General features: G+C 70.6%; 17 protein-coding genes. 5 read left to right on the forward strand and 12 right to left on the reverse strand.

Annotated elements, in window-relative coordinates; genetic code table 11:
* Positions 1-117: 117 nt before the first annotated feature.
* Both rph and QFZ64_RS13650 read left to right on the forward strand, forming a co-directional pair.
* Positions 118-852, forward strand: coding sequence for a ribonuclease PH (rph, locus tag QFZ64_RS13645; RefSeq protein WP_307065477.1), 735 nt, complete (start codon positions 118-120; stop codon positions 850-852).
* 101 nt (positions 853-953) lie between these two features.
* On the forward strand, positions 954-1,346 hold the full coding sequence (locus QFZ64_RS13650) for a hypothetical protein (protein WP_307065479.1): 393 nt from the start codon (positions 954-956) through the stop codon (positions 1,344-1,346).
* Between the two features lie 53 nt (positions 1,347-1,399).
* On the opposite strand, the gene QFZ64_RS13655 is transcribed toward QFZ64_RS13650, so the two are convergent.
* The 7 genes from QFZ64_RS13655 to clpS all read right to left on the reverse strand — a co-directional run bounded on the left by QFZ64_RS13655 (position 1,400) and on the right by clpS (position 6,296).
* Positions 1,400-2,350 (reverse strand): PLP-dependent cysteine synthase family protein, encoded by a 951-nt coding sequence (locus tag QFZ64_RS13655; RefSeq protein ID WP_307065480.1) that lies wholly within the window; start codon positions 2,348-2,350, stop codon positions 1,400-1,402.
* A gap of 16 nt (positions 2,351-2,366) precedes the next feature.
* A complete protein-coding gene (locus QFZ64_RS13660) occupies positions 2,367-2,645 on the reverse strand; it encodes a MoaD/ThiS family protein (protein WP_307065482.1) in 279 nt (92 codons plus the stop codon).
* An 86-nt stretch (positions 2,646-2,731) separates the two neighbouring features.
* Complete coding sequence (locus tag QFZ64_RS35340; RefSeq protein ID WP_373430601.1) at positions 2,732-2,827, reverse strand: putative leader peptide; 96 nt, start codon at positions 2,825-2,827, stop codon at positions 2,732-2,734.
* Positions 2,828-2,948: 121 nt separating this feature from the next.
* Positions 2,949-3,371, reverse strand: coding sequence for a M67 family metallopeptidase (locus QFZ64_RS13665; protein WP_307065484.1), 423 nt, complete (start codon positions 3,369-3,371; stop codon positions 2,949-2,951).
* Positions 3,372-3,479: 108 nt separating this feature from the next.
* The gene (locus QFZ64_RS13670) at positions 3,480-4,967 is read right to left on the reverse strand and encodes an amino acid permease (RefSeq protein WP_307065486.1); all 1,488 of its coding nucleotides are present in this window, start codon (positions 4,965-4,967) and stop codon (positions 3,480-3,482) included.
* Positions 4,968-5,298: 331 nt separating this feature from the next.
* Positions 5,299-5,901 (reverse strand): DUF2017 domain-containing protein, encoded by a 603-nt coding sequence (locus QFZ64_RS13675; protein WP_307065489.1) that lies wholly within the window; start codon positions 5,899-5,901, stop codon positions 5,299-5,301.
* Positions 5,902-5,978: 77 nt separating this feature from the next.
* A complete protein-coding gene (gene clpS / locus QFZ64_RS13680) occupies positions 5,979-6,296 on the reverse strand; it encodes an ATP-dependent Clp protease adapter ClpS (protein WP_030382794.1) in 318 nt (105 codons plus the stop codon).
* Between the two features lie 99 nt (positions 6,297-6,395).
* Between clpS and QFZ64_RS13685 the strand changes: the two genes are divergently transcribed.
* Both QFZ64_RS13685 and QFZ64_RS13690 read left to right on the forward strand, forming a co-directional pair.
* The gene (locus QFZ64_RS13685) at positions 6,396-7,724 is read left to right on the forward strand and encodes a nicotinate phosphoribosyltransferase (RefSeq protein WP_307065492.1); all 1,329 of its coding nucleotides are present in this window, start codon (positions 6,396-6,398) and stop codon (positions 7,722-7,724) included.
* A 122-nt stretch (positions 7,725-7,846) separates the two neighbouring features.
* Positions 7,847-8,434 (forward strand): nicotinamidase, encoded by a 588-nt coding sequence (locus tag QFZ64_RS13690; protein WP_307065494.1) that lies wholly within the window; start codon positions 7,847-7,849, stop codon positions 8,432-8,434.
* A gap of 74 nt (positions 8,435-8,508) precedes the next feature.
* Here the strand turns inward: QFZ64_RS13690 and QFZ64_RS13695 are convergent, their stop codons facing one another.
* Positions 8,509-8,865, reverse strand: coding sequence for a hypothetical protein (locus tag QFZ64_RS13695; RefSeq protein ID WP_307065496.1), 357 nt, complete (start codon positions 8,863-8,865; stop codon positions 8,509-8,511).
* A 122-nt stretch (positions 8,866-8,987) separates the two neighbouring features.
* Positions 8,988-11,345, reverse strand: a complete 2,358-nt coding sequence (locus QFZ64_RS13700) for an immune inhibitor A domain-containing protein (protein ID WP_307065498.1) — start codon at positions 11,343-11,345, stop codon at positions 8,988-8,990.
* 553 nt (positions 11,346-11,898) lie between these two features.
* Between QFZ64_RS13700 and QFZ64_RS13705 the strand changes: the two genes are divergently transcribed.
* Complete coding sequence (locus tag QFZ64_RS13705; RefSeq protein WP_307065499.1) at positions 11,899-12,174, forward strand: hypothetical protein; 276 nt, start codon at positions 11,899-11,901, stop codon at positions 12,172-12,174.
* Between the two features lie 101 nt (positions 12,175-12,275).
* On the opposite strand, the gene QFZ64_RS13710 is transcribed toward QFZ64_RS13705, so the two are convergent.
* The 3 genes from QFZ64_RS13710 to QFZ64_RS13720 form a co-directional block, all read right to left on the reverse strand.
* Positions 12,276-12,983, reverse strand: a complete 708-nt coding sequence (locus QFZ64_RS13710) for an RDD family protein (protein WP_307065501.1) — start codon at positions 12,981-12,983, stop codon at positions 12,276-12,278.
* A gap of 86 nt (positions 12,984-13,069) precedes the next feature.
* A complete protein-coding gene (locus tag QFZ64_RS13715) occupies positions 13,070-13,762 on the reverse strand; it encodes an SDR family NAD(P)-dependent oxidoreductase (protein ID WP_307065503.1) in 693 nt (230 codons plus the stop codon).
* Positions 13,763-13,920: 158 nt separating this feature from the next.
* Positions 13,921-14,760 (reverse strand): helix-turn-helix transcriptional regulator, encoded by an 840-nt coding sequence (locus tag QFZ64_RS13720; protein WP_307065505.1) that lies wholly within the window; start codon positions 14,758-14,760, stop codon positions 13,921-13,923.
* Positions 14,761-14,824: the final 64 nt, after the last annotated feature.

The raw sequence follows: 14,824 nt of genomic DNA on the forward strand, positions 1-14,824 counted from the left end.
GCTCGGACGCAGTCGAGAGCTCGGGGGAGGGCAGGGGCGGCGGGGGCTGCCCCCCACCGCACCCGCCGGGTGCTCACCGCGCCGGGGCACCCGCCCGGCTGCCGCTAGGCTCCTCCCATGTCTCGTATCGACGGCCGTGCGCCCGAACAGCTCCGTCCCGTTTCCCTCGAGCGCGGCTGGAGCAAGCACGCCGAAGGCTCCGTACTCGTCGCCTTCGGCGACACCAGAGTGCTGTGCACCGCCTCCTTCACGGAGGGCGTGCCGCGCTGGCGCAAGGGCAGCGGCGAGGGCTGGGTGACCGCCGAGTACTCGATGCTCCCGCGCGCCACCAACACCCGCGGCGACCGCGAGTCGGTCCGCGGCCGGATCGGCGGCCGTACGCACGAGATCTCCCGGCTCATCGGCCGCTCCCTGCGCGCGGTCATCGACTACAAGGCGCTCGGCGAGAACACCATCGTCCTGGACTGCGACGTCCTCCAGGCCGACGGCGGCACCCGTACCGCCGCGATCACCGGCGCGTACGTGGCGCTGGCCGACGCGGTCGCCTGGGCGCGCGGCCGGAAACTGGTCAAGGCCGGCCGGCAGCCCCTGACCGACACCGTCTCCGCGGTCTCCGTCGGCATCGTCGGCGGCGTCCCGCTCCTCGACCTCCGCTACGAGGAGGACGTCCGCGCCGACACCGACATGAACGTGGTCTGCACCGGTGACGGCCGCTTCGTCGAGGTGCAGGGCACGGCGGAGGCGGAGCCGTTCGACCGCAAGGAGCTGAACGCGCTGCTGGACCTCGCGGTCGCGGGGTGCGGGGACCTGGCCGCGGCCCAGCGCGCGGTCCTGGAGGCAACCGCCGACTGACCGGGTGCGTTCTTAACGGTACGGGCGTACGGTCGTCGGCCGTGCGCCCGTTCGCACATGTGCGGGCATGTGCGAACTCACGCTTACGGGGAGGACCCTCCATGGCCGCGCGCCACCGCCGTCGTACCGCAATGTTCGCCGTCGCCGCCGTACTCGTCGCCGTCCCGGCGGCGGTCGGCTGCGACGCGGTGAACAAGGCCCTGGACTGTGTCCAGACCGCCGACGCCATCGCCGACAGTGTCACCGACCTGCAGCAGGCCGTGGAGAACGCCGCGAACGACCCGACCCAGACCGACACGTCGCTCGACGCGATCGAGAAGAACCTGGACAAGATCGGCGACAAGACGGACGACGCGGACGTCAACAAGGCGGTCGACGACCTGCGGGACGCCGTGTCGAACGTCCGCACGGCCGTCCGCAACGGCGACGAGACGCCGGACGTCAGCCCGGTGACGGACGCGGCGGGCGAGCTGACGAAGGTCTGCACGCCGTAACACGCCGAGCTGTGCACGGGCGGGGGCGGACGGCCCCCGCCCGATGCGAGCCGTTACGCCCAGAGCTGGCCGTGCAGCGTCTCGATCGCCGCCTCGGTCGTCTCCGCCGTGTAGACGCCCGTCGAGAGGTACTTCCAGCCGCCGTCGGCGACGACGAAGGCGATGTCGGCGGATTCGCCCGCCGCCATCGCCTTCTTCCCGACGCCGATCGCCGCGTGCAGCGCCGCGCCCGTGGAGACGCCCGCGAAGATGCCCTCCTGCTGGAGCAGCTCGCGGGTGCGGGTGACGGCGTCGGCGGAGCCGACCGAGTAGCGGGTGGTGAGCACCGACGCGTCGTACAGCTCCGGCACGAACCCCTCGTCGAGGTTGCGCAGCCCGTAGACGAGGTCGTCGTAGCGCGGTTCGGCGGCGACGATCCTCACGTCCGGCTTCTGCTCGCGCAGGAAGCGGCCGACGCCCATCAGCGTGCCGGTGGTGCCGAGTCCGGCGACGAAGTGGGTGATGGAGGGCAGGTCGGCGAGGATCTCGGGGCCGGTGGTGGCGTAGTGGGCGCCCGCGTTGTCGGGGTTGCCGTACTGGTAGAGCATGACCCAGTCGGGGTGCTCGGCGGAGAGTTCCTTGGCGACGCGGACCGCGGTGTTGGAGCCGCCGGCCGCCGGGGAGGAGATGATCTCCGCGCCCCACATGCCGAGCAGGTCCCGGCGCTCCTGTGAGGTGTTCTCCGGCATCACGCACACCATGCGGTAGCCCTTGAGCTTGGCCGCCATGGCGAGCGAGATGCCGGTGTTGCCGGAGGTCGGCTCGAGGATGGTGCAGCCGGGGGTGAGCCGGCCGTCCTTCTCGGCCTGTTCGATCATGTGCAGGGCGGGCCGGTCCTTGACCGAACCCGTCGGGTTGCGGTCCTCGAGCTTGGCCCAGATGCGGACGTCGGCGGACGGCGAGAGCCGCGGCAGGCGCACCAGAGGGGTGTTGCCCACCGCGGCCAGCGGGGAGTCGTAGCGCATGGGGACCGGCGGCCGATCAGCGCATGCCGCCGGCCACGGCCGGCAGGATCGTCACGTTGTCGCCGTCGGTGACCTTGGTGTTGATGCCGTCGAGGAAGCGGACGTCCTCGTCGTTGAGATAGACGTTGACGAAGCGGCGGAGCTGCTCGCCGTCCACGATGCGGGCCTGGATGCCCGGGTGGCGGGCGTCGAGGTCGGTGAAGAGTGCGGCGAGGGTGTCCCCGGCGGCCTCCACGGCCTTCTGGCCGTCGGTGTACGTGCGGAGGATGGTCGGGATGCGGACCTCGATGGCCATGGTGCGGCTCCTGTCGGGAGAGTGGGGTCGGTGGGCGCGCGGCGGTGCCGCGCCGCGGGCTCACGGCCGTACGGCGGCAGGGAATGTCAACAGATGGCGCTGTTCAGCCTGCACAGATCGACGTGCAGCCGCGCCACGAGCAGCAGGCTCGGCGTCTTGTCGCTCACGTCGTTCAGAACCATGGGGTCATCGTATCGATTCCCGCCCTGGTGCCCGGAGTGTGATCTCGGAGTGCGGACGATATTCGACCGAGGGGTGAGACCTGGTCGGGTTCGACCGGGATGCCCGGGTCCGCGGGCGGTCTCAGTAGGCCGCCACGACCTCGACCTCCTCCTCCGTGACCTCGCCCTCCACGATGCGGAACGAGCGGAACTGGAACTCGCCGGCGCCGTCGGTGTCCGCGGTGGAGACCAGGACGTAGTGCGCGTGCGGCTCGTTGGCGTAGGAGATGTCGGTGCGCGAGGGGTAGGCCTCGGTGGCGGTGTGCGAGTGGTAGACGATCACGGGTTCCTCGTCGCGGTCGTCCATCTCGCGGTAGAGCTTGAGCAGGTCGCCGGAGTCGAACTCGTAGAAGGTGGGCGAGCGGGCGGCGTTCAGCATGGGGACGAACCGCTCGGGCCGGCCGGAGCCGGCGGGCCCGGCGACCACGCCGCATGCCTCGTCGGGGTGGTCCTGGCGGGCGTGGGCCACGATCCGGTCGTGGAGCTCCTGGGTGAGGGTCAGCATGCGGCCAGCATAGGCAACGGGCCGCCGCGTACCGAGGGGTGGTACGCGACGGCCCGCATGCCGGACAGACCTGTTCCGATCCGGGTTCCGTCCCGTGGAGGTCCCGGCTCAGCCGATCTCCTCGAGCGCCGGTTCGCGGCGGGCGGTGACCTCGGGGCGGCGGGCCTTGAGCACGGCCCAGCCGATGCCGAGGGCGACGGCCCAGACGGCCATCACGTAGAGACAGATCCTGGAGTCCTTGTCGTAGGCGATCAGGCCGGTGACGAAGAGCAGGAACGCGATGGCGACGTAGGAGAACACCGCGCCGCCCGGCGCCGGGAAGGAGGAGGCGGGCAGCCGGCCGGCGTCCACGGCCCGGCGGTAGCGGACGTGGCTGACGAGGATCATCAGCCAGGTCCAGATGCCGGCGGCGGTGGCGACGGAGGTGACGTAGCCGAACGCCTTCTCCGGAACGACGTAGTTGAGGACCACGCCGATGGCCATGAAGGCGGTCGAGACGGTGATGCCGAGGGCGGGGGTGCGGGTGGCGGACAGCCGCTGGAAGACGCGGGGGGCCTCGCCGTTGTCGGCGAGGGTGCGCAGCATGCGGCCGGTGGAATACATGCCGGAGTTGCAGGAGGACAGCGCGGCGGTGAGAACGACGAAGTTGACGATGCCGGCGCCGGCCGGGATGCCGATGACCGCGAACGCCTTCACGAAGGGGCTGACGCCTTCCCCGAACTCGGTCCACTTCACCACGGAGAGGATGACGGCGAGGGCGCCGACGTAGAACAGGGCGATGCGCCAGGGCAGGGTGTTGATCGCCTTGGGGAGCGTCTTCTCCGGGTTCTCCGACTCACCCGCGGTGACGCCGACCAGCTCGACGGCGAGGTAGGCGAACATCACGCCCTGCAGGGTCATCAGGGAGGAGCCGATGCCCTTGGGGAAGAAGCCGTCGTACTCCCAGAGGTTGGAGACGGCGGCGGTGTCGCCGGCGGAGCTGAAGCCGAAGGTGAGCACGCCCACGCCGATCACGATCATGCCGATGAGCGCGGTGACCTTCACCATCGAGAACCAGAACTCGATCTCGCCGAACAGTTTGACCGAGATCAGGTTGGCCACGAACAGGACGACGAGGAAGACCAGGGCCGTCACCCACTGGGGGATCTGGGGCCACCAGTAGTTGACGTAGATGGCGGCGGCGGTCAGCTCGGCCATGCCGGTGACCACCCACATCAGCCAGTACGTCCAGCCGGTGAAGTAGCCGAAGAAGGGGCCCAGGAATTCGCGGGCGTAATCGGCGAAGGAGCCGGAGACGGGGCGGTAGAGGAGGAGTTCGCCCAGGGCCCGCATGATGAAGAAGATGATCGCGCCGGCGAGCGCGTACATCAGGATGAGGCTGGGGCCGGCCTTCTCGATGTTGGCGCCGGCCTTGAGGAAGAGACCGACGCCGATCGCTCCGCCGATGGCGATCATCTGGACCTGGCGGCTGCCGAGTCCGCGCTCGTAGCCCTCCTCGGGGGCGCCGCCGGGTGCCGCCCCCGCTGCCGCCGCTGTCGTCGCGTCGCGACTGCGATCACCTTCGCCGTGGCTCTTGTCGACCTGCGCGGAAGTCATGTGTGGTGCGCCCTTTCTCCATGTCGATCTCGGCCTGGCGTCGGCCGTGGTCGGTTCTCGATCCCCCCGGATGCGATGGAGCGGTGCCGTGCCGGCGGTCGGCCGGGCGGCTGCGCCCCCGGCGGGCGTGGGTGTGCCTGCCGGGCGGTCGTGAAGATCTATCACGGTTGCGATTGTGATCGAGCAGGGCGGATGTGGCGCGGCGCACAGGGAGAACGGGCGTAAGGGAAGCGGAGCGGGCGAAACGGGCGCACGCGTTGACGTGATCGTTATCCGGATTTGAGGCGCCGCTGAGCGAACGGAGGGTGGCCGGCGGGGGCGGGGGGAACGCTTACGGGAGCAGCGTCGTGACCAGGGTTTCCTGGAGGCCGCCGAGCCACAGGTAGGCCATCACCATCGGCTTGCGGGGGTCCTCGTCGGAGAGGTGGTAGAGCAGGTCCGCGTCGTCCTCGTCCGTGATCTCCAGCCGCGCCCCGATCGCCAGCCGCAGATCGTTGAGCGCGCGCAGCCACTGCTGCGACTCGCCCGGCGTCAGCTCCAGCACCGCCCGTCCCTCGGCGACCGTCAACCGGTCGAGCGTCCGCACGACCACCAGCGCGTTGTCCCGCTTGCCCGCCCGCAGGTCGTTCTCGGTGAACCGGCGGAACTCCGACGAGTACGCCCGTCGCTCCTCCGCCGCGGCGGCCGAGGCCGGCTCGCCCTCCGGGTCGGAGTAGGCGTCCGGGAAGAGCCGCTTGAGCACGGGGTCGGACGGCGGCTCGCTCGGTCCCTCGGCGAACAGTTCGGCGAGCGGGTCCGCCGAGTCGTCCTCGGCCGGACCGGGCCCGATCAGTTCCAGGAGCTGGACCGCCAGCGACCGGATGATGGAGATCTCGACCTCGTCGAGCGCGACGGTCGCGCCGCCGCCGGGGAGCGGTTCGAAGTGTCCGGGCATGGAGTCCGTCAGGGTCCGTTCACTGGAGCGTGTCGTCAGGGCGGGGAGGGGGAGACGCGGGAGAGTCAGGGAGCGCGCTACTTGCGGTCCTGTTGCAGCGTGGCCCACAGACCGTAGCCGTGCATGGCCTGCACGTCGCGTTCCATCTCCTCGCGGGACCCGCTGGAGACCACCGCCCGGCCCTTGTGGTGGACGTCGAGCATGAGTTTGGTGGCCTTGTCCTTGGAGTAGCCGAAGTACGTCTGGAAGACGTACGTCACATAGCTCATGAGGTTGACCGGGTCGTTGTGGACGATCGTCACCCAGGGCAGGTCGGGCTCGGGTACGGCGAACGTCTCCTCCGCCGACTCGGTCTTTTCGATCTCTAGGGGTGCGGCAGCCGTCACACGCCCCATGCTGCCACCACAGGGGGTCACACGCATAAACGAGCCGGACAGGAGCCCGGCCACGACCCAAATCGTCAGACTGACGAGATGAGGGTACGATCATCTGCCATGAACACAGCGGACCTAGGGCTGCCGGTGGACGTCCCCTCGACGGCGCTCTTCACGGATCACTACGAGCTGACGATGCTGCAGGCCGCACTGGAGGCCGGCACCGCGGACCGGCGGTCGGTGTTCGAGGTCTTCACCCGGCGGCTGCCCGAAGGGCGCCGCTACGGCGTCGTGGCGGGCACCGGACGCGTACTGGACGCGGTCGAGAACTTCCGCTTCGACGCGGACGTCCTGCGTTTCCTGCGCGAGCGCCGGATCGTGGACGAAAAGACCCTCGAATGGCTGGCCGGCTACCGCTTCTCCGGTGACATCTGGGGCTACCCCGAGGGCGAGGTGTACTTCCCCGGCTCGCCGATCATGCGGGTGGAGGGCTCCTTCGCCGAGTGCGTGCTCCTCGAGACCGTGATCCTCTCCATCCTCAACCACGACTCCGCGATCGCCGCCGCCGCCTCCCGGATGGCCTCGGCCGCCGGGGACCGCCCGCTGATCGAGATGGGCGCCCGGCGCACCCACGAACTCGCCGCCGTGGCCGCCTCCCGCGCCGCGTACGTCGGCGGCTTCGCCACCACCTCCGACCTCGCGGCCGGCTTCCGTTACGACATCCCGACCGTCGGTACCTCCGCGCACGCCTTCACCCTGCTCCACGACAACGAGCGCGACGCCTTCCGCGCCCAGGTCGACTCCCTCGGCCGGGGCACCACGCTGCTCGTGGACACCTACGACGTCACCGAGGCCGTACGGCTGGCGGTCGAGGTGGCAGGGCCCGAGCTGGGCGCGGTGCGCATCGACTCCGGCGACCTGCTCCTCGTCGCGCACCGGGTGCGGCAGCAGCTCGACGAGCTGGGCGCCCACGACACGCGGATCATCGTCACCTCGGACCTGGACGAGTACGCCATCGCCTCGTTGGCCGCCGCCCCCGTCGACGGGTACGGCGTCGGTACGCAGCTCGTGACCGGCTCCGGCCACCCGACGGCGTCGATGGTCTACAAGCTGGTGGCGCGCGCCGAGTCGGACGACGCGAGGGCGCCGCTGGTGCCGGTGGCGAAGAAGTCCAGCGGCGGCAAGACTTCCATCGGCGGCCGCAAGTGGGCCGCCCGGCGCCTGGACGCGCACGGGGTGGCCGAGGCCGAGGTGATCGGCACCGGGCCGGTGCCGCCCGAGCTGGCCGACCGGCAGCTCCTGGTGGAGCTGGTCAGGGGCGGGCAGGTCGTCGGGCGCGAGCCGCTGGACGCCGTACGGGACCGGCACGCGGCCGCGCGGGCGGGGCTGCCGCTGTCGGCGACCCAGCTCTCGCGCGGGGACGCCGTCATCCCGACCGCATACGTGTGACGAGGTGGCGGGGTGCGGCGGTGACGGGGTGACGCGGTGAGCGAGATGGCCGCGCCCCCTCCCCTCGCGACCCCGGAGTCTCTACCCTCGGAACATTCCCGTCGACCCGAAGGACACCGACCATGCGCCGCGCGCTGATCGTCGTAGACGTGCAGAACGACTTCTGTGAGGGCGGCAGCCTCGCGGTGGCCGGCGGCGCCGATGTGGCCGCCGCGATCACCGAGCTGATCGCCCAGGCCCCGGCCGGGTACCGGCACGTGGTGGCCACCCGTGACCACCACATCGCGCCGGGCGGCCACTTCGCCGACAACCCCGACTTCGTCCACTCCTGGCCCGCGCACTGCGTGGCGGGCACGGAGGGGGTGGGCTTCCACCCGAACTTCGCGCCCGCCGTCGCCTCGGGGGCGATCGACACGGTCTTCGACAAGGGCGCGTACGCGGCGGCGTACAGCGGGTTCGAAGGCGCCGACGAGAACGGCACGGGGCTCGCCGAGTGGTTGCGCGAGCGGGAGGTCGACGAGGTGGACGTGGTGGGGATCGCCACGGATCACTGTGTGCGGGCGACGGCGCTGGACGCGGTGCGGGAGGGGTTCCGGACGCAGGTGCTGCTGGACCTGACGGCGGGGGTCGCCGCCGAGACGACGGAGCGCGCGCTGGACGAGCTCCGCGCGGCGGGCGTCACGCTGACAGGCAAGCCGGTGGTGGCCTGACGGGTTTTTCTTCGCCCCCGCCGCCCCTACCCATTCCCGTCCCCGGGGGGCGAGAAAACCCTCGGGGAACCCCCTTACACCCGCACCGCGGGCTGCCGCAGCAGCGCCCGGATGGGGTGCCAGAGTTCGGGAGACGGCAGGCCGACCCCCGGCGTCGTACGCCACACCAACCCATCCGGATGATGCAGCACCGCCGTGATCTCGTCCGGCGTCGGCGGCGCCGAATTCCCCCGCAGATACACCGCCCGCATCCCCAGATTCCGCAACCGCGTCAACGCCCGCGCCCGGTTCACCGCATGCACCAGCACCCGCACCCCACCGGGCACACCGGGCACGGGGGCACCCGGCACGGCACCCACCGAAGCCCCCGGCAGGTTCAGGGCCACGACCACATGGCCGTTCGGCAGCTTGCAGAAACCTCCTGCGGCCATGCGGTCGCACCTCCACGGAACCCGGCGTCAATAAGCGGCTCACAGCAGGCACCTAAACACGATCGGCCGCGACCCGCCAAGGGGTCACGGCCGATCATACTCTGACCTGCACTAACGCTCGTTTACTTGGAGGAGCGGCCCACCTCGACCGTGATCGTCGAGCCGTCGTGCGGGGCCCGGACGATCCGGATCGTCGTGTGGGTGTCAGTGATCTTGACGCCGCCGGTCGGGTTGGCGGTGTCGTAGTACGTGCTCGCCCCGTCGTCGAACACCCGCACGCCCTTCTGGGAGGCGATCTTCGTCGCCTTGTCCGCGGAGTGCAGCGTGATCGCGTCGGTGCGCTCGGTGGTGAAGGTGGAGTCGTACGCCTGGACGCGGTTGCGCATCAGGGTGCCGTCGTTCCACTTCAGCGCCTTCGGGTGGGCGTCGACCGGGAGGATGAGGCCGGTGCCCGGGTGCTGGGTGGTGTTGTTGTCGGGCTGGGAGGTGTCCCACTTCCAGATCAACAGGCCGTTCTGGTACGGGTAGTGCTCCACCCAGTCCGGACGGGTGCGCGAGAAGCCGAAGTTGTACGGGCCGGTCTTCAGCGTGGTGTCGTACGACACGTACTGGCGGTTCTCGGCGACGTAGTACTGCGCGTAGTCCTTGGTGAAGTCCGCGCCGATGCGGGAGAAGCCGTCGGCGGTCCAGGCGGCGTCCGCGGACTCGGCGTTGTCGGAGAAGAGGGTCGCACCGTCGGCCGTGACCGTGATCTCGTCGGCCGCGAAGCCCTTCAGGGCCGCGCCGCCGTCGGTCTGGTAGCGGAAGCGGAGCTGGATCTTCTGGCCGGCGTAGGCGTCCAGCGGGAAGGTCAGCTTCTGGTAGGCGTCGACGGAGCCGGTGAGGGCCGGCTTGTCGCTGGCGTCACGCGGGATGGCGGCGCCGTCGGCCAGGGTGCCGTCGATGGGCGTCCACTTGGAGCCGTCGGTGGAGACCTCGGTGTACAGGTAGTCGTAGCCGCTCTCGATGTCCCACCAGCCGTCGAGGGTGAGGGACGCGGCGGACTTGCCGGTGAGGTCGACGCTGCGGGTCAGCGAGTTGTGCAGGTCGTTGCCCTGGCCGCTCCACCACTGGGTCGAGCCCTGCGCGGGCGGGACCACCTCGGTCTTGACCGCCCGGTCGGGCAGCGTGACCACGAGTGCCTGCTTGTTCTTGGTGTTGTACTCGGCCAGGCCCAGGGTGTGCCGGGACTTGGTGGCCGCCTTGGCGGTCGCGTAGTCCAGCCAGCCGAGCTGCAGCTTGTCCCAGGCGTTCATGTCGCCGGGCAGGTCGCCGATGGCCTGCTTGCCGGTGCCGAGCCAGGAACCGGAGGACATCAGGGTCCAGAAGCCGGTGGAGTTCTCATCGGTGCTGCCGCTGGTGTCGTACTCGTCCGGCAGGCCGAGGTCGTGGCCGTACTCGTGGGCGAAGACGCCGAGTCCGCCGTTCTCCGGCTGGATGGTGTAGTCGCCGACCCAGATGCCGGTGTCGCCGATCTGGGTGCCGCCGAGCTGGTTGCCGGCCGGACCGGTGGCGCCGGCGTCGGTGCCGAAGGCGTACCAGCGGTGGGCCCAGATGGCGTCCTTGCCCTGCGCGCCGCCGCCCGCGGACTCGTCCTCACCGGCGTGCACGAGCTGGAAGTGGTCGATGTAGCCGTCGGGCTCGTTGAAGTCGCCGTCGCCGTCGTAGTCGTAACGGTCCCACTGGTCGTACTGGGCCAGGTCCGTCTTGATCGCGGCGGCGCTGCGGCCCTGGGCCTCCTGGTCGGCGACCCAGGCGTTGACGCCGTCCTGGACCGCGTTCCAGGCGCACTGGTCGCAGGAGTTGGAGCCGTAGCGGGCCTCGTTGTAGGGGACCTTGACCCAGTCGGTGACCTCGCCGTCGACCGAGTAGCGGCCCGAGGACTGCTTCTCGTAGTACTTCTTCAGCGACTCGGTGTTCTTGCCGGTGCCGAAGTAGAGGTCCTGGAAGTGCGCCTGGTTGTAGTCGGCCTGCCAGGCGGTGCTGTTGTCCGTGCGGCGGTCCGGCGCGGCGATCTGGTTGTGCAGCGGGCCGGCGGTGCCGCCGTAGCGGCTGTCGACCTTGTCGCCGAACTCGACCAGGATGGTGAAGATCTTGTCGGTCTTCTCCCGGCCCAGTTCGACGTACTTGCTGTCGCCCTTGCGGCCGTGGAGCTGCACGACCTGCGAGCCGTTGCGGTCCTTGACCGTGGCGTCGCCGGATATGACCTGGTCGAGCGCCTCGGCGCGCTGGGCCTTCTGGGTCTTGCTCAGCGGTCCGTCGAGGTCGTGCGCACGGGCGTCGACCGGCTGCGGGTCGTGCCGGTCGACGGTGGTGCCCGGTGACGCGGCCGGTGCCTTGTCGGCGGCCTGGGCGACGGCGAACGTGGAGTACGTCGCCGTCGCGGTCGCGAGCGCGACAAGTGTCGTCGCCGCTCGATACGTCCAGGGTCTGCGTGTCACTTGATGTCCTCCCCTGACGCGTCCGGCGCGCGGAAGGGGGGCCTTGGGGGACGGGGGTTCCCGTCGAGAGCCCGCGCGCGGTATACGCGTGTAGTCAAGTGACGAACATTTGACCGGACGTTGGCCGAAAAAGACAGACCTTGACTTGCACAGGTCAATTGCATTATGCGGAGGTTGCTTCCGTTATACGGACGGGTGGTCCGTAGGTGTCCGCCGGATGATCGCTCGCTGTCGACGGGCGCGTGGCATCGGCGTGTTGGCATAGTCCATGACTCCGTGCGCCCCCTGTGCACCGGCCCCTGGGGTAAGGCGACGCTTACCGCACGTTCCACCGGGGCATGCCAGCGGAAGAGAGTCGATGGGCGGAACTCGATGGGCGAAGCGCCTTGCTCGTGACCGATCGTCAGGACCGACACCGTTGTCGCCCTGCGATTCCCAGCGTGACCGGCGGTGCGTCCTCGTCCGTTCCGCCGCCTCACCACCACAACCGTTGTCCGCCATCTCCCCCAGCGCGAGAGGCACCGGGGGGAGAACCCCACCCCGAGGACTGACCATGCCTCGTCCGACCGCAGCACAACTCGTCTACGGATCCTGCACGGTGCTCTTCTCCACGCTCGCCATGTTGCTGCTGTCGCAGGCGAGTTCCGTGCTCGGGATCGCCGTGATCGCGGCCGCGGCGCTGGTCCTCGGGCTGCTGGTGGCAGTGACGGTGCCGGCACCGGCGCCGTCGGCCAGGAGGGCCGGCCGATCCCCGGAGGCGGAGGCCGTGCGTTCGGCCGCCGGCGCGCGTACGGGGGCCGGGGCGGTACGGGAGCACGCCGAGCCGTGAGGCGGGGTGGCACCGGGCCGTCGCCCGACCGGCGTCTCCCGATCCGTATCACTGACCGGCACCACTGACCGGCATCACTGACCACCACCGCCGTACCCGCATCACCTGGTGCTGACCACCACCGTCTTCGCCGCCTTGTCGTGCAGTCCCTGCTTGTAGGGACGGTCGAAGAAGCTGTAGCCACCGGAGATCGCCGTCCACACGCACGCGCAGCAGAACGCGAACGGCAGCCACAGCACCGCCGCCCGGACGAGGTTGGCGGACACCGACGGCGTGGCGCCGGTGCCGAGGTCGGCGACCCGGAGGTGGAGCCACCGCTTGCCGAGGGTCTGGCCGGTGCGGCTGATCATGACGGTGTCGTACGCCATGTAGAGCACGGCGGCGATGACGGACTGCCCGACGGACCTGCCGTAGTCGACGGTGCCGCCGCCCATGTCGTAGTCGTACTCGGTGGTGTGGAACGCATAGGAGAGCAGCCAGACCACGACGCCGACGAGGACGAGGTCGATGACGCGGGCGAGGACGCGTCTGCCGCTGTCGGCGAGGGGCGGCATCCCGGCGAGCGGGTCGGGGGCGGGCCCGTAGGGACCACCCCCGTACGCCCCGTACGGCGAACCGGGGTGACCCGGGGGCCCTTGCCCGGGCGCGTCGTACGGGCTGCCGCCGGGGTGGTCGTACGGGCTGCCGCCGGATGGGGGCGGTGTGCCGCCGGGGTGGTCGTAGGGGCTGCCGCCGGACGGGGGCGGATTGCCGTACGGGCGTTTTCGGAGCGGGTCGTCGTCGGGGGGCGGCGGCGGTTCGGTGCTCATGGGGACGAGTCGACCGCGCGGGGCGGGGGCACGCATCCGGCGGGGGCCCGTCCGGGGGACGGGGCGGGAACGTCCTCGTCAGGGCCTCACCACGGGAGGTTGCCGGACCGGTCGATGAACTGTCCCGTCGGCCCGTCCGGGCCGATCGTCGCGAGGGTGACGATGGGCTCCGCGCCGTCGGCGACGCTGTGTCCGAGACCGCCGGTGAAGTCGGTCGCGGTCTGCCCGGGGTCCGCGGCGTTGACCTTCACGTCCTTCAGTTCCCTGGCGTACTGCGTCGTCAGCATCGTGACCGCGGCCTTCGAGGCGGAGTAGAGGGGCAGCGCGTACTGCGACTCGACCCGCGCCGGGTCCTGGGTCAGGCCGAAGGAGCCCATCCCGCTGGACACGTTGACGATGACGGGGTGCGGGGACTTGCGCAGCAGCGGGAGGAAGGCGTGCGTGACGCGCACGACCCCGACGACGTTCACGTCGAGCACGGCGCTCATGTCGGACGCGGTGTACTCCTCGACGGGGCCGACCTTGCCGAGAACGCCGGCGTTGTTGACCAGGACGTCGATCGCTCCCTCCCGCGCGGCGACATCCGCGGCCGCGGCCCGGACCGAGGCGTCGTCGGTCACGTCGATCCGGACGAACCGGGCGCCGAGCGACTCGGCCGCGGCCCGGCCGCGCTCGGGGTCGCGGGCCCCGAGGAGGACGGTGTGTCCCGCCTCGACGAGGCGACGGGCGGTCTCGAAACCGAGGGACTTGTTCGCCCCGGTGACGAAGGTGGTGGTCATTGCGGCTCCTCCTGCTCCGGACAGCACGGTCGTGCGCTGTTCACGCACTCCATGCTGGGTCTCGGGGAGGGCGGGCGGGAGCCACGGAACGTGCTGGTACCGCGCGTACCACCCGGCGGCCCGGCCGGCCGGGCCCCTACGGGGACCGTCCGGGACCCCTACGGGGACGCCTGAGAAGACATTTTCTGGACCCCGATGGCCGCGAGGAACTCGAGCTTGCCGCGGGCATCGGTGTCCGGCTGCGGCGTGAACACCACGAGGCGGAGGTTCGTGTCCTGGGTGTTGAGGATGTCGGAGGTCAGGGCGATGTCTCCGACATCCGGGTGCTCGACGAGTTTGTGCGCACTCTGGTGACCGCCCACTTCTCGCCGGCTCCACAGCTCACGGAACCGCGGACTGAGGTTCAGCCTCGACACCAGCGCCGCGAGGTCGGGATCGTCGGGGTACCTGCTCGTCGTCGCGCGCAGGTCGGCGACGAGGGACTCCTCGAACGCCGTCCGCTCGGCCGCCGTCTGCCGGATCCGGGGCAGCTCGCCCAGGAACTGCCAGACCAGGACGTTGCGGTCGCCCACACCGCGGACCGTGGGATCGCCGAACGTGGCCGCGAACAGGGGATTCCAGTGCAGCAGCTGCCAGGTGGCGTCATAGATCGCCAGCGGGTTGCCGGCGAGCTGGTCCACGATCCGGTACAGGCTTTCCGGGACCATGCGCGGAACCCGGCTCGAACTCGCCGCGTGCCCCGCCATGCGCAAGAGGTGAGCGTGCTCGTCGTCGGACAGTCGCAGGGCACGCGCCAGGGCCGAGCAGACCTGCGCCGACGGCGTCGCCACCCGCCCCTGCTCCAGCCGGACGACGTACTCGACCGAGATGCCGGCCAGCGTCGCCAGCTCCGCCCGCCGCAGACCGGGGACCCGACGGGGCGAACCGTGCGCGAACCCCACCGCCGCGGGATCCAGCCGGTCCCGCCACGTCCGCAACGCGTCACCGAGTTGGTCCATACCCACCATTCTCCCGCACCCCCGCCCCACCGGGTGGCACGCCCTGCACCACGCAGCCTTCCCG

The sequence above is a fragment of the Streptomyces sp. B3I8 genome (assembly GCF_030816915.1).
Taxonomy (GTDB): domain Bacteria; phylum Actinomycetota; class Actinomycetes; order Streptomycetales; family Streptomycetaceae; genus Streptomyces.